The organism is Pedococcus sp. NPDC057267 (assembly GCF_042668795.1).
GTDB lineage: Bacteria > Actinomycetota > Actinomycetes > Actinomycetales > Dermatophilaceae > Pedococcus.
On record NZ_JBHUYG010000058.1, the window covers coordinates 1 to 13,446 of the forward strand.

General features: G+C 74.1%; 12 protein-coding genes. 8 read left to right on the plus strand and 4 right to left on the minus strand.

The window, feature by feature from the left end; translation table 11 throughout:
* From ACFUC1_RS13185 to ACFUC1_RS13195, 3 genes are all read right to left on the minus strand, one after another.
* The coding region (locus ACFUC1_RS13185) for a DNA topoisomerase (ATP-hydrolyzing) subunit A (RefSeq protein ID WP_379120433.1) at positions 1–2,158 on the minus strand (2,158 nt) is incomplete at its 3' end.
* 49 nt (positions 2,159–2,207) lie between these two features.
* Positions 2,208–2,888, minus strand: coding sequence for a nitroreductase family protein (locus ACFUC1_RS13190; RefSeq protein WP_379120435.1), 681 nt, complete (start codon positions 2,886–2,888; stop codon positions 2,208–2,210).
* Positions 2,889–2,912: 24 nt separating this feature from the next.
* The gene (locus tag ACFUC1_RS13195) at positions 2,913–3,491 is read right to left on the minus strand and encodes a polysaccharide deacetylase family protein (protein WP_379120437.1); all 579 of its coding nucleotides are present in this window, start codon (positions 3,489–3,491) and stop codon (positions 2,913–2,915) included.
* Between ACFUC1_RS13195 and ACFUC1_RS13200 the strand changes: the two genes are divergently transcribed.
* The 7 genes from ACFUC1_RS13200 (at position 3,481) to ACFUC1_RS13230 (ending at position 11,274) form a co-directional block, all read left to right on the plus strand.
* A complete protein-coding gene (locus tag ACFUC1_RS13200; protein ID WP_379120439.1) occupies positions 3,481–3,960 on the plus strand; it encodes a hypothetical protein in 480 nt (159 codons plus the stop codon). The two genes, ACFUC1_RS13195 and ACFUC1_RS13200, sit on opposite strands and share 11 nt — an antisense overlap.
* 50 nt (positions 3,961–4,010) lie before the next feature.
* Complete coding sequence (locus ACFUC1_RS13205; RefSeq protein ID WP_379120441.1) at positions 4,011–4,508, plus strand: RNA polymerase sigma factor; 498 nt, start codon at positions 4,011–4,013, stop codon at positions 4,506–4,508.
* The gene (locus ACFUC1_RS13210) at positions 4,505–5,977 is read left to right on the plus strand and encodes a WD40/YVTN/BNR-like repeat-containing protein (RefSeq protein WP_379120443.1); all 1,473 of its coding nucleotides are present in this window, start codon (positions 4,505–4,507) and stop codon (positions 5,975–5,977) included. Before ACFUC1_RS13205 ends, ACFUC1_RS13210 begins: the two co-directional genes overlap by 4 nt.
* Positions 5,978–6,016: 39 nt before the next feature.
* The gene (locus ACFUC1_RS13215) at positions 6,017–8,686 is read left to right on the plus strand and encodes a GNAT family N-acetyltransferase (RefSeq protein ID WP_379120445.1); all 2,670 of its coding nucleotides are present in this window, start codon (positions 6,017–6,019) and stop codon (positions 8,684–8,686) included.
* 106 nt (positions 8,687–8,792) lie between these two features.
* Entirely contained in the window at positions 8,793–9,398 is a 606-nt protein-coding gene (locus ACFUC1_RS13220) for a DUF5998 family protein (protein WP_379120447.1), read from the plus strand.
* Positions 9,399–9,439: 41 nt separating this feature from the next.
* Positions 9,440–10,588 carry an alkaline phosphatase family protein gene (locus ACFUC1_RS13225; protein ID WP_379120449.1) on the plus strand — a complete coding sequence of 383 codons (1,149 nt, stop codon included), beginning with the start codon at positions 9,440–9,442 and terminating at the stop codon, positions 10,586–10,588.
* 11 nt (positions 10,589–10,599) lie between these two features.
* Positions 10,600–11,274 carry a thymidine kinase gene (locus tag ACFUC1_RS13230; protein WP_379120451.1) on the plus strand — a complete coding sequence of 225 codons (675 nt, stop codon included), beginning with the start codon at positions 10,600–10,602 and terminating at the stop codon, positions 11,272–11,274.
* A 142-nt stretch (positions 11,275–11,416) separates the two neighbouring features.
* Here ACFUC1_RS13230 and sepH read toward each other — a convergent pair whose 3' ends face one another.
* Positions 11,417–12,733: a septation protein SepH gene (gene sepH, locus ACFUC1_RS13235; protein ID WP_379120454.1), complete on the minus strand. Its 1,317-nt coding sequence runs from the start codon at positions 12,731–12,733 to the stop codon at positions 11,417–11,419.
* Between the two features lie 69 nt (positions 12,734–12,802).
* Between sepH and ACFUC1_RS13240 the strand changes: the two genes are divergently transcribed.
* Entirely contained in the window at positions 12,803–13,438 is a 636-nt protein-coding gene (locus ACFUC1_RS13240) for a trimeric intracellular cation channel family protein (protein WP_379120455.1), read from the plus strand.
* Positions 13,439–13,446: the final 8 nt, after the last annotated feature.

Genomic DNA, 13,446 nt, shown 5'->3' on the forward strand with positions numbered 1-13,446 from the left:
CGACGACGGCGTCGGCGCCCGCGGCGACGGCGCCGAAGAACGCGACGCGGGCCCCGGCCGAGAGCTTGATGCCGGCCATGCCGCCGGCCGCGCGGCCCTGGGGGCGCACCGCGGTCGCGGGGAACCGCAGGAGCTGGGCGTCGGTGGTGATGAACACGAGGTCGGCGTCGTCGGAGGCCAGCCCGACCGCGCCGACGACCTCGTCGCCGTCCTTGAGCGAGATGAGCTCGAAGTCGGTGCGGCCGGGGTAGTCGGTCGTGACCCGCTTGACGACGCCCTGCGCGGTGCCGAGCGCGACGCCCGCGCCGTCGGCGCCGAACGAGACGATCGTCAGCGGCTCCTCCCCGGCTGGCAGGTCGACGTACGCCGCGAGCGGCGCGCCGCCGGAGAGGTTGGGGGAGCCGTTGGTGGGCGGCAGGGTCGGCAGCTCCAGGGCGGAAAGGCGGATCATCCGGCCGCGGGAGGTGACGAGGCCGACCTCGCCCCGGGCCGTCGTGCGCACGGCGCCGACGACGACGTCGTGCTTGCTGCGGCCGCCCTCGGTGGGGATCGGGTCGGCTGTCGTCGTGCGCGCCATGAGCCCGGTCGAGGAGAGCAGGACCCAGCACGGGTCGTCGGCGACCTCCAGCGGCGAGGTCGCGGTCGCGGGGACGCCGGCGGACTCCAGGAGCACGGTGCGCCGCGGGGTGCCGTGGGCCTTGGCGACCTCGGCGAGCTCGGTGGAGACGAGCCTGGTGAGCAGGGCCTCGTCGCCGAGGATCGCCTCGAGCTCCTCGATGAGCCGCTCGAGCTCGGTCTTCTCGTTCTCGAGCTCGATGCGGGAGAACTTGGTCAGGCGGCGCAGCTGCAGGTCGAGGATGTAGTTGGCCTGCACCTCGGTGAGGTCGAAGACCTCGATGAGGCGGGTGCGCGCGATCGCGGAGTCGTCCGAGGAGCGGATGACCTGGATGACCTCGTCGATGTCGAGGATCGCGATGAGCAGGCCCTCGACGAGGTGCAGCCGGTCCTTGTTCTTGCCGAGCCGGAACTCGGTGCGGCGGCGCACGACCTGGGTGCGGAAGTCGACGAAGACGCGCAGCAGGTCCTTCAGGCCCAGGGTGCGCGGCTGCCCGTCGACCAGCGCGACGTTGTTGATGGGGAAGGAGTCCTCCATCGGCGTCAGCTTGTAGAGCTGCTCGAGCACGGCGTCGGGGTTGAACCCGTTCTTGACCTCGATGACCAGCCGCAGGCCGTGCTTGCGGTCGGTGAGGTCCTTGACGTCGGCGATGCCCTGCAGCTTCTTGGACTGGACGTTGTCCTTGATCTTCTCGATGACCTTCTCGGGGCCGACGAGGTAGGGCAGCTCGGTGACGACGATGCCCTGGCGGCGGGGGGTGACCTTCTCGACCCTGGCGGTGGCGCGGGTGCGGAACGAGCCCTTGCCGGTGAGGTAGGCGTCGCGGATGCCGTCGAGCCCGACGATGCGCCCGCCCTGGGGCAGGTCGGGCCCGGGGACGAACTTCATGAGGTCGTCCAGGGAGCACGACGGGTGGTTCAGCAGGTGGCGGGCGGCGCCGATGACCTCGACGAGGTTGTGCGGGGGCATGTTCGTGGCGAAGCCGACCGCGATGCCGCTGACGCCGTTGACGAGCAGGTTGGGGTAGGCCGCCGGCATGACGTCCGGCTGCATGAGCTGGTCGTCGTAGTTGGGGACGAAGTCGACGGTGTCCTCGTGCAGGCTGCCGGTCATGAGCAGCGCGGCCGGCGCGGGACGGGCTTCGGTGTACCGGGACGCGGCCGGCCCGTCGTCGAGCGAGCCGAAGTTGCCGTGCCCGTCGACCAGCGGCAGCCGCATCGTGAACGGCTGGGCCATCCGGACCAGCGCGTCGTAGATCGCGGTGTCACCGTGCGGGTGGTACTTGCCCATGACGTCGCCGACGACGCGCGAGGACTTCACGTGGCCGCGGTCGGGGCGCAGCCCCATCTCCTGCATCGAGAACAGGATCCGCCGCTGCACCGGCTTGAGGCCGTCGCGGGCGTCGGGGAGCGCCCGGGCCTTGATGACCGAGACGGAGTACTCGATGTAGGCGTTCTGCATCTCCTCCGACACGTCGATGTCGGCGATCCGCTCGACGAAGTCGTCGGGCGGGGGCGGGGAGGCAGTGGTCTTGCGGGCCATGCGGTGGCGATCTCCTGGCACGGTCGGTGGGGAACCCCACCATCCTGTCCTACCGGTCGGAGGGCCCCTCGCCCGCCACGCCGCTGAGCCCGGGGTCGGCTCCGCCGAACGTGCCCCAGTGCACGACCTCGGCCGCCGGCCGGCGGGGCCGCGTCCGGCTCGACCCCCCGACCCGGGTGCGTTCGTGGCCGAGCGCCACGACCCCGACGAGCCGCCGGTTGCCCGGTATGCCGTGTGCCTTCCGCACCCGGTCGTGGGCCGTCGGCGGCACGCCGAAGAAGAGGGCGCCGAGGCCCTCGTCGACGGCCGCCAGGAGCATCGCCATCGCCGCCATTCCGGTGTCGACGTCCCAGTAGGGGACCGGCCACCGGGCGGGGTCGCGGTCGGTCCAGCCCTTGTCGGGCTCGGCGTAGCGGTCGAGGTAGGCGTCGGGGTCGGACAGGCACAGGACCAGCGCGGGCGCGGCGGACACGCCTCGCAGCCACGCGTCCGGCTCCCCGGAGGAGCCACCCGAGGGGCCGTCCGAGGAGCCACGCGCGACGGCTGACCAGAACGCCTCCCGCTCGTCCTCGCCGGTCAGGACGACGAAGTCCCAGCCCTGGCTGAACCCGGCGCTGGGGGCCCGCTGCGCGGCACACAGGACGGCGTCGAGGGCGGCGCGCCCGACGGGGCGGCCGGGGTCGAACCGTCGCACCATCCGTCGCCGGCGCAGCACCTCGCGAAGCTCCACGCGGCCATTGTGTCGGCGCCGGGCTCAGCGCAGGGCGTCGAGGGTGGTGAAGCCGTACCCGGCGGCGCGGTAGCCGGCGATGACGCGTGCCAGGGCCGCGGCGTCCAGGGTGGTGCCGTCGTCGGGGTTCGCTCCTACGTGCATGAGGACGACCTGGCCGGGGGTGCGCCCGGCGAGCACCCTCGCCACGACCGAGTCGACCGACTGGCCGCCGCTCGTGCCCTTCCAGCCGAGGGAGTCGGTGGTCCAGCCGACGGCGCCGTAGCCCGCGGCGTGGAGGAGGGTGAGGGTGTGGCTGCTGGACTCGCCGAAGGGGAACCGGAAGAACGGCCGCGGGGTGCGCCCGGTCGCTGCCCGGACCGCCGACTCGGCGCGCGAGACCTCGGTCCGGACCGCGCTGTCCGACAGGGTTGTCAGGTGCGGGTGGTCCCACGTGTGGTTGCCCACGGGACCGACCGCTGCCATCTGCCGGACGAGCGCCGGGTTCGCCGTGGCGAACTGGCCGGTGACGAAGAACGAGGCGGGGACGCCCTGCGCGCGCAGCGTCGACAGGATCGACGCGGCGCCCTGGGACCCTGCGCCGCCGTCGAAGGTGAGGGCCACGACCTTGCGGCTGGTCGGGATCCGCGTCACCACGCCGTCGGCGAGCGCGGCCGGGATCGTCGGGCGGGGTGAGGTCGAGGAGGTGGTGGGTGGCTGCGAGGTCGACGAGCTCGGACGGGGTGTCGTGGTGCTCGGGCCCGGCGTGGTGCCACGGGTCGTGGACGAGGTCGGTGAGCTCGAGGTGGGCGCCGTGCTGGGCGTGGTCACCCCGCTCGTCGTGCCGCTGGTCGACGTGCCCGTGCGGCTGGTTGCGGGCGTCCGCGCCGGGCCGCCGCAACCGGACCACAGGGCCGCCCCCGCGGCCACGGCGACCAGCGCGGCTGCGCGACGGGACCTCCTGCGACTCGACCTCATGACCCATGCTGGGCTCCGGGCCGGCCCGATGCGCAGGGGCCAAGGTCCTCCCGGGCGCCCGGGCTGGGAAGATGGGCCCAACCGCGCGGACCACAGTGGCGTCACAGGGACGTGACCACGTTGGCCGGGCCGATTCCCGCGGTGAGCAGTCGGGGAGGGCTGTCAGTGCCTGCGCACGAGTCGGTGGACGTCGAGTCCGCCCTGCGCGAGCTCTACGACGTGCACTACGCCCGGCTGGCGGGCTGGACCGCGAAGCTGGTCGGCGACCCGGACACCGCCCACGACCTCGCCAGCGAGGCCTTCGTCAAGCTCTACCGCGAGTTCGCGAAGGTGGACGAGCCGCGGCCCTGGCTCTACACCGTCACCGCGAACCTCGTGCGGGACCACTGGCGCAAGCGCGGTCGCGAGGCCGCGGCATACCAGCGGCACGAGGCCGGCCGTGACGTCGCGACGCCGGCGCCCGACCACGCCACCACCCTGACGGTGCGCGACGCCGTCCAGGCGCTGCCGGACCGGCTGCGGGTGGTGGTCCTGCTGCACTACTTCGCCGACCTCCCGGTCGCGACGGTCGCCCGGCAGCTGGAGAAGTCCGAGGGCGCCGTGAAGCGAGACCTGTTCGACGCGCGCCAGCGCATGGCACAGATGCTGGGAGAGACCCGATGAGCCGCCGCGACCTGACCGACCTGCCCGGGGCCGGCGACCAGCGCGACCCCGTGGAGGAGTTCTTCGCCCGCGAGCGGGCCGACGTCCGCGACCTGCAGGCGGGCTTCGAGCACTGGGAGGGCATCGTCCGCGAGGCCCGCCGCCCGTCCCGACGCTCGTGGCTGCCGTATGCCGCCGTGGCCGCCGTCGCGGCGGTGGTCGCCGCGGGCACGTGGGCCGGCCTGGCCCACCGGCCGGGCGACGGCACGACACCCGCCACCGCGTCCTCGCAGGGCTCGGTGCAGACCGTGTCGCGGACCGTGACGACGGCGCCCACGACCTCCCCCTGGACCTCCTCGCAGCCCTCGTCGGCGACGACACCCGCCCCGGCTGTGTCGACGGCCACCGGCCCGCTGCCGGTCGCGCAGTCCTTCGGCCTGGTCTCGCTGACCAACGCGGGCGGCAAGGTCCTCTACGCCCTGGGCTCGGCGACCTGCCCCGGTGGCACCCCGTGCACCCAGGTCGTGACGTCGCGCGACGACGGTCGCACCTGGGTCGCGCTCTCCACCTTCACCACGCTGACCACGGCGGGGGCGGGCAGCACCCCGACGGGCGCCCACCAGCTCGTCGGCATCCGCTTCTCCGGCCCCGACGTGGGCTACGTGTTCGGCAGCACCACCCTGCGGACCCTCGACGGCGGTCGCAGCTGGCAGCCGGTCGACGTGGACCGACGGGTCGTGCTGTCGCTGGAGACCGACGGCGACCGGGTCTGGATGGCCACGGCCCGGGCGTGCACCCCCGGAACGCCCCCCGGCGCGGGGTGCAGCGACCTGCAGGCCCGGACCGGGAGGGCGGGGGACACGGCGACCACCGCCGTCCAGGCCGACGGCACCCCCACCAGCGCCCTGGCCGCCTGGATCGCGATGGACGGCCACGACGCGTACCTCAACACCTCCCTGTCCGACCCCGCGAGCCCGCAGGCCGCCCGCCCCGGGCCGCTCGTGCGGCTGTCCGGGCCGTCGGGGGCCGTCGCCCCCGTTGCCGGCTGCGACTCCGGCATGTGGGCCTCCGGGTCCGCGGCGGCGCACGGCACCCTGGTGGGGCTGTGCCCGACGAAGGGCAAGCCGCAGGACGAGTGGTCGGTGGTCGTGTCGACCGACCGCGGCATGACGTGGACGACCACCCCGGCACCGGGGCTGGGCCGGCCGACCGCCCCCGGGACCTGGCTGACCGGCACCGACGCCCAGCACCTCGTCGCGGTCACCGGGGGCGCGCCCTCGAGCGTCGACGGGCCGCCGTCACCCACCGCGCTGCTCGCCAGCTCCGACGGCGGCCGCACGTGGACCGACACCGGCCCCGGCCGCGGGGGAGCACCCGTGTGGGCGGGCGCTGCCGGTGGGTCGCTCGTGTATGCCGTGGAGGGCGGCCTCGCGTACTGGCAGAGCACCGACGCCGGCCAGCACTTCACCCAGGTCCCGATGCGGCGCTGACCCGACGGGGACGTCGGCCGGGTCTGCCATGCTTGCGCCATGACGCAGGCCGCGGCCCTTCCACCCGGGTACCCGGCGTGGTGGGAGGCCGACGTCGTGCTCCGCGACGGCTCGGTCGCCCACCTGCGCCCCATCACCCCCGCTGACGCACCGGCAGTCCACCGGTTCCACGCCGGCCAGTCCGACGAGTCCATCTACATGCGCTTCTTCGCGCCGCTGCGCCAGCTCAGCGAGCGCGACGTCACCCGCTTCACCACGGTCGACTACCACGACCGGGTGGCCCTGGTGGCGACGGTGCGCGGCGAGATCATCGGGATCGGCCGGTACGACCGGATCACGCCGACGAGCGCCGAGGTGGCGTTCAACATCTCCGACTCCTTCCAGGGCAAGGGGATCGGGTCGGTCCTGCTCGAGCACCTCGCCGTCATCGCGTGGGAGTCGGGCATCGAGGAGTTCACCGCCGAGGTGCTGCCGCAGAACCGCAAGATGATGTCGGTCTTCGGCGACGCCGGGTACGAGGTGAGCCGGCGGTTCGAGGACGGCGTCGTGTCGCTGCGCTTCGACATCCAGCCGACCGAGCGGTCCGAGGCGGTTCGGCTCTCCCGGGAGCACCGGGCCGAGTCGGTGAGCATGCACTCGGTGCTGTTCCCGGACTCCATCGCGGTCGTCGGCGCCAGCCGCCGCACCGACTCCATCGGCCACCGCATCCTCGCCAACATCCTGGCGGCCGGGTTCCACGGCGCCGTCCACGCCGTCAACCGCGAGGCCATGGAGGTGCTCGGCCTGCCGAGCCACACCCGGGTCTCCGAGATCCCGGACGACGTCGACCTCGCCGTGGTCGCCGTCCCATCCGACGAGGTGCTCGACGTCGTCGCGGACTGCGCCGAGGCCGGGGTCCGCACGCTGCTCGTCGTCAGTGCGGGCTTCGCGGAGGCCGGCCCGGAGGGGGAGCAGCTGCAGGCCGAGCTGCTCACCCGCGCCCGCGCCGCGGGGATGCGGGTCCTCGGCCCGAACTCCTTCGGGGTCATCAACAACTCCCCGCACGTGCGCCTCAACGCCTCCCTGGCGCCCGAGCTGCCGCCGGCCGGCCGGCTGGGCCTGTTCGCCCAGAGCGGCGCCCTGGGGATCGCGGTGCTGGCCTCGGCCGCCCGGCGGCGGCTCGGCATCTCGGTCTTCGCCTCCGCCGGCAACCGCGTCGACGTCTCCGGCAACGACTTCATGCAGTACTGGATCGACGACCAGGACACCGACGTCGTCGGCCTCTACCTCGAGTCGATGGGCAACCCGCGCAAGTTCTCCCGCATCGCCCGTCGGCTCGCCCTGACCAAGCCGGTCGTCGTGGTGAAGTCCGGCGTGTCGAGCTACGGCGTCCCGCCCGGCCACAGGGCCCGCACCACCCGCGTGCGCCCGGAGGCCTTCGACGCGATGCTGCGCCAGGCCGGCGTCATCCGGGTCGAGAACGTCCACCAGATGTTCGACGTCGCCCAGCTGCTCGTCCACCAGCCGCTGCCGGGCGGCAACCGGGTCGCGGTGGTCGGCAACTCCGACGCCCTCGGCGCGCTCACCGCCGAGGCCTGCGTCAGCTGGGGCCTCGAGGTCACCCACGGGCCGGTGTCGCTGCCGAGCGACGCCCGAGGTGAGCGGTTCGCCCAGGCGCTCGCGGAAGCCTTCGCCGACCCCGACGTCGACAGCGTGCTCACCTGCTTCATCCCGCCGCTGGTCACCCTCGACGAGGACGTCGCGACCGCCGTGCGCGACGCCGCCCTGCTGTCCGACAAGCCGTGCGTCGCCACGTTCCTCGGCATGCGCGGCGTCGTCGAGCGCCTGGCCGGCACGACGAGCGACGGGCGCGAAGAGGTGGTCCCGGCATACTCCATGCCCGAGGACGCGGTGCGCGCCCTCGCCGCGGCGACGAGGTATGCCGCGTGGCGCTCGCGCGACCACGGCGTGCCCGTGCGGCCCGTGGGCATCGACCGCGAGGCGGCCCAGCACCTCGTCGACGAGGTCCTCGAGCGCGACCCGGAGGGGCGGCGCCTCACGCCCACCGAGGCCGGGCAGCTGCTGCAGGCCTACGGCATCGAGATGTGGCAGAGCATCCCCGTGACCACGGCGGACGAGGCGGTCACGGCGGCCGAGGCCGTCGGCTACCCGGTCGTGGTGAAGTCGGTCGCGCCGCTGATGCAGCACTCGCCGGGCCTGTCCGGGATCCGGGTCGACCTGCGCACGGAGGATCAGCTGCGCGGTGCGTTCGAGGCGCTCAACGAGCTGCTCACGCCCCTGTCGGCGAACGCGTTCGTCGTGCAGCGGATGGCGGCCCAGCCGGGCATCTCCTGCGTCGTGCGCAGCGAGGAGGACCCGCTGTTCGGCCCGGTCGTGTCGTTCAGCATCGCGGGGGCACCCACCGAGCTGCTCGGCGACATCGGGCACCGGATCCCGCCCCTCACCGACGTCGACGTCTCCGACCTCATCTCCTCGGTCAAGGCGTCGCCCATGCTGCACGGGCACCGCGGGGCGGCCCCGGTGCACCGCGCCGCGCTCGCGGACCTCATCGCCCGCGTCTCGGTGCTCGCGGACAACCTCCCGGAGGTCGCGAGCCTGGTCCTCAACCCCGTCAACGCCCACGCCGGCGGGGTGGAGGTGCTCGGTGCGGAGGTCACGCTGTCGCCGATGCCGCGGCGCAAGGACCCGGGACGGCGCACCCTCACCTGACCCCTGAGGCGGCCACGCCGGGCGCAGCGGCGGGCTGACCTGCACCGATGACCGGGCGGCACCTGCCGTCCGGCGTGGTGCCGCGTGCTAGGGCAGGATGGCCCCCATGGGTTCCACCTCCCCGTCCAGCGCGTCGACGCCCCTGGCGCCCCTGCCCGACGACCTCACGCGTGCCATCGAGCGGGCCGGGTACTACCCGGCCCTCGTGGGTGACGTCGTGCAGGAAGCGCTCGCGGGCGAGGACGTCGTCTCGCACCTCGTGCACCAGGAGACGACCTTCGACCACGACGTGGTGCGGCGCCACATCACCGTGCTGGCCCTGACCTCGAGCCGGCTGGTCATCGCCCACGCCGACGACCACACCGACGAGAGCCCCGAGCACGAGGACACCGCCACCGCCACCACCGAGAGCGTCCCGCTGTCCGCGGTGCGGGGCGTGATGGTGACCCACGTCGTGTCGAACCCGCAGGAGTACCGGCCCGGCTCGCTCGGGCGCGAGATCACCCTGACGCTCGGGTGGGGAGCGGTGAGCCGGGTCGACCTCGTGCCCGCCTCGTGCGCCGACCCCGACTGCGACGCCGACCACGGCTACGAGGGAAGCGTCGCGTCCGACGACATCTCCCTGCGGATCAGCGCGGACGCCGAGGGCGAGGCAGCCCTGCGCCAGGCGCTGGGCTTCGCCCGGCAGCTGTCGGCCGGCATCGGCCGGTGAGCCGCGTGCCCCAGCTGCGCCCTCAGGACGTCCGGTAGCCGATGCCGCACGAGGGCCTGACCCCACCCCACTACGACGACGCCGGGCTCGCCGGTGTGCTCCCGTCCGTGGCTGCCGCCCTGGGGGTCAGGGCGTATGCCGGGCGGGCGCCGATCGAGATGCCGCCTGCACGACGCGCCGTCGTGGTGCTCGTCGACGGCCTGGGGTACGAGCTGATCCGCCGCCGCGGCGGCCACGCGCCGTACCTGCGCTCGTTGCTGCCCGCCGCGCACCGACTCACGGCCGGCTTCCCCTCGACCACCGCGACCTCCATGGGCACCTTCGGCACCGGGGCACCTCCCGGGATGCACGGCCTGCTCGGCTACGAGGTGCTCGTCCCCGGCGAGGACCGGCTGGTCAACGAGCTGTCCTGGGAGGACGGCCCCGACCCGCTCACATGGCAGCCGCTCGAGACCGTGCTCGAGGCCGCCGACCGCGACGGCGTCGCGGTGACCCGGATCGGCCCGGCGTTCTTCGACGGCTCGGGGCTCACGAGGGCCGCGGTGCGCGGTGGCCGGTTCGTGGCCGCCAACAGCCTCGCCGACCGCGTCGACGCCGCGCAGTCGGCCCTGCGGCGAGACCAGCGCTCGCTCGTCTACGTGTACTGGGGCGACCTCGACAAGGTCGGCCACGTCCACGGCTGCCAGTCCTGGGAGTGGGGCGACGAGCTCGAGGCGATCGACGCGGAGATCGCGCGGCTCGTCGCCGGCGTGCCCGCCGACACGGCCGTGGTCGTCACGGCCGACCATGGGATGGTGGACGCCCCGCACGCGCTGCGCATCGACCTGGCCCACGACCTCGAGCTCGCGGCGGGCGTCCGGCACGTCGGCGGTGAGCCGCGCGCCCTCCAGCTGTACTGCCAGCCCGGCGCGGCGGACGACGTCGCGCACATCTGGCGCGAGCGCGTGCAGGAGCGGGCCTGGATCCGCACCCGTGACGCCGCGATCGAGGAGGGCTGGTTCGGCCGCGTGGAGGACCGCAACCGGGCACGCATCGGCGACCTGGTGGTGGCGATGCGGGACAACTTCGCGATCGTCGACTCGCGCCGCGCCCGTCCGCAGCTGCTGGCGCTGCTGGGGCTGCACGGGTCGCTGACACCCGAGGAGTCGGCGGTGCCGTTGTTCCACGTCCCGGCCCGGGTGAACGCCTAGGGTGTCCTCTCGTGGCTGAGCTCGTCTTCTTCTCCGGCACCATGGACTCCGGCAAGTCCACCCTCGCCCTCCAGATGGACCACAACCACCGGGCCAGGGGCCGGCGGGGACTGATCTTCAGCAAGCTCGACCGCGCGGGGGAGGACCGCCTGTCCTCGCGGCTCGGGTTGTCGACAGCGGCGCACGAGGTGCACGACGACCTCGACTTCTGGGACACCGTGGTGGGACATGCGACTTCGGGGCTTCCGGTCGACTACCTCATCTGCGACGAGGCCCAGTTCTACTCGGCCGAGCAGGTCGAGCAGCTGGCGAGGATCGTCGACGAGATGGGGGTGGACGTCTTCGCCTTCGGCATCACGGCCGACTTCCGGACCCAGCTGTTCCCCGGCTCGCGACGGCTCATCGAGCTCGCGGACAAGGTGCAGGTGCTGCAGGTGGAGGCCCTGTGCTGGTGCGGCCGCCGCGCCACGCACAACGCCCGCGTCGTCAACGGCGCCATGGTCGTGGAGGGCGAGCAGGTCGTGGTCGGCGACACCCAGCCGGGCGGCGAGGACCTCGTGGAGTACGAGGTGCTGTGCCGCCGCCACTTCATGCGGCGGATGAACTCGGCCGCGGCCCGGGCCGCCTCGAGCTCGCCCGACGTGCTGCCGTTCGACCTCGACCTCTGCCCGGTGCCGCAGGCCTGAGCCCGGTGCCGCAGGCCTGAGCCCGGTGCCGCAGGCCTGAGCCCGCTGCCGCAGGCCTGAGCCCGCTGCCGCAGGGCTGAGCGCGGGGCCGCGAAGAGACGCACGGCCCGGGCGCGCGCCGCAGGCGCCCACCTCCGTGCTGTCACTCGCGGGGCTTGGCCCCGAACATGACGTCGTCCCAGCTCGGCACGCTCGGGCGGCCGGTGCGCCGCTTGGCGGGCCGGCCGGCGGCGGGCTGCTCCTTCGCGGAAGCCTCCCGGCGGGGTCCGGCCGGCTGACCGGACTCAGGTTGGGCGCGGTCCGCGCGCGCCGGCTTGGACGGGTCCCCGGACGCCGGCTGGGCGGCCTCGACCCGACCCCGGTCCCCGGGCTCCGGCTGGCGGGGCTCCGCGGCCTCCCCGTCCTCCGCGGCCGTGGTGGCGTCGGCCCCGGGCCCACGGTCGACGACCGGGCCTGGCCGGTCGTCGGGCGAGGTGTACGCGGCGGGGAGCACGTCGTGCCCGACCTCACCGGCGGCGTCGTCGAGCGGGTGCGGTCCCTTGGCCGCCGGCGGGGGCGGCATGGTGTCGGGGTCGTAGGCGAAGTCCTCGAGGGGCAGGGCGTCCTCGCGCGGGGCCTCGTCGACCGGTGTCGCGGCGGGGCTGCTGCGGCGCCGGCGGGGACGGCCGCGGTGGGCGGCCCGCTCGCGCATCGCCGACATGAGGTCGAGCGGCTCCTCGGGCACGGGGGGAGCGGCCTGGCGGCGTGGCGAGGCGACGCCGCCCTCGGCCTCCACGTCGTAGACGGTGGTCGCCCGGACGGGCGTCGAGACCAGGTGGGGGGCAGGCAGCGGAGACGCGGGGGTGGCCGCCTCCTCCTCGCTGAGCCAGCGGGCCTCGTCGTCGACGGCCGTGACGGTGCGCGCCTGCACGTCGAAGGCCCAGCGCGCCTGGCGCTCGCGGCCACCCGCCGGGAAGGTGAGGACGACGGTCCACTCGCCGCCGTCGTTGCGGGCGGAGTCCCACTCGGCGAGGGCCGGGTCGACGCCGCGGCCGGACAGGCGCTGGCTGACCCGGGCGGCCAGCGTGGTGGCCTGCTGGCCGCTGCCGCCGCGGGCGCGCACCCGCACGGTCCGGGCCAGGCCGGCGACGTACTCGCGCTCGGCCAGGATCGGGCCCTCGTACCGGGCGACCTTCTCGACCGTCCAGCCCGAGCGCTCGGCGACCTCGGCGGCGGAGTAGCCGGCCCGGATCAGGGCCTGCACCTCGCGTGGACGCATGCCGCCGTCGATCTCGATCTGCAGCTGGCCGAGTCGTGGGCGGTCACGGCGCACGGCAGCGCGCAACGGCTCGTCGAGCTGCACCCGGAACCGCTCGCCCTCGTTGTCGGACAGCAGCAGGTGCTGACCGTCCTCGTGGACTCCGATGAGCCGCAGGTCTCGCATTGCCTCTCCCGTACCGCCCTGGTCTGTGCTGGGCATCGCCTCGACTCTGCCATCCGTGAGGTCCCCACGAAAGCGCCCACGCCGCGCAGGTACTTTTGACCTGCGATGCTCACCCTCGACACCCACCTGCAGCTGGTCCTCGACCTGGTCGGGGTCTTCACGTTCGCCCTGTCCGGGGGGCTCGTGGCGGTGAAGAAGCGGCTCGACCTGTTCGGGGTGCTCGTGCTCGCCGGGGCCGCGGCGCTGGGCGGCGGGGTGCTGCGCGACCTGCTGATCGGGCACGTGCCGCCGGTCGGCATCTCGGACTGGCGGCTGGTGACCAGCGCGGTCGTCGCCGGGCTCGTGACCTTCGTCTACCACCCGGGCGTCGAGCGCATCTCGCGGTTCGTGCGGGTCCTGGACGCCGCCGGCCTGGCCGTCTTCGCCATCGGCGGCTCGCTCAAGGCCCTCGGCGCGGGCATGGACCCCCTGACCTCCGTGCTCGTCGGCGGCATCACCGCCGTCGGCGGCGGCATGCTGCGCGACCTGCTCGCCGGGCAGGTGCCCGAGGTGCTCCGCCGGGAGATGTACGCGCTGCCCGCGCTCTTCGGGTCCGCGCTCATCGTGACCGCCCACCACTTCAACCTCGTCACCCCGCTCGTCATCTGGGCCTGCGTCGCGTTCGTCTTCGTGGTCCGGATGGTGGCCGTCGTCCTCGACGTCCACGCCCCCCGTCCCCTGCGCACCGAGCTCCCCCAGTAGAGGATTTC

Coding starts and splice junctions, on each gene's coding strand:
- ACFUC1_RS13210 (WP_379120443.1), top strand. CDS start 4,505: ATGAGCCGCCGCGACCTGACCGACCTGCCCGGGGCCGGCGACCAGCGC.
- ACFUC1_RS13215 (WP_379120445.1), top strand. CDS start 6,017: ATGACGCAGGCCGCGGCCCTTCCACCCGGGTACCCGGCGTGGTGGGAG.
- ACFUC1_RS13220 (WP_379120447.1), top strand. CDS start 8,793: ATGGGTTCCACCTCCCCGTCCAGCGCGTCGACGCCCCTGGCGCCCCTG.
- ACFUC1_RS13225 (WP_379120449.1), top strand. CDS start 9,440: ATGCCGCACGAGGGCCTGACCCCACCCCACTACGACGACGCCGGGCTC.
- sepH (WP_379120454.1), bottom strand. CDS start 12,733: ATGCCCAGCACAGACCAGGGCGGTACGGGAGAGGCAATGCGAGACCTG.
- ACFUC1_RS13240 (WP_379120455.1), top strand. CDS start 12,803: ATGCTCACCCTCGACACCCACCTGCAGCTGGTCCTCGACCTGGTCGGG.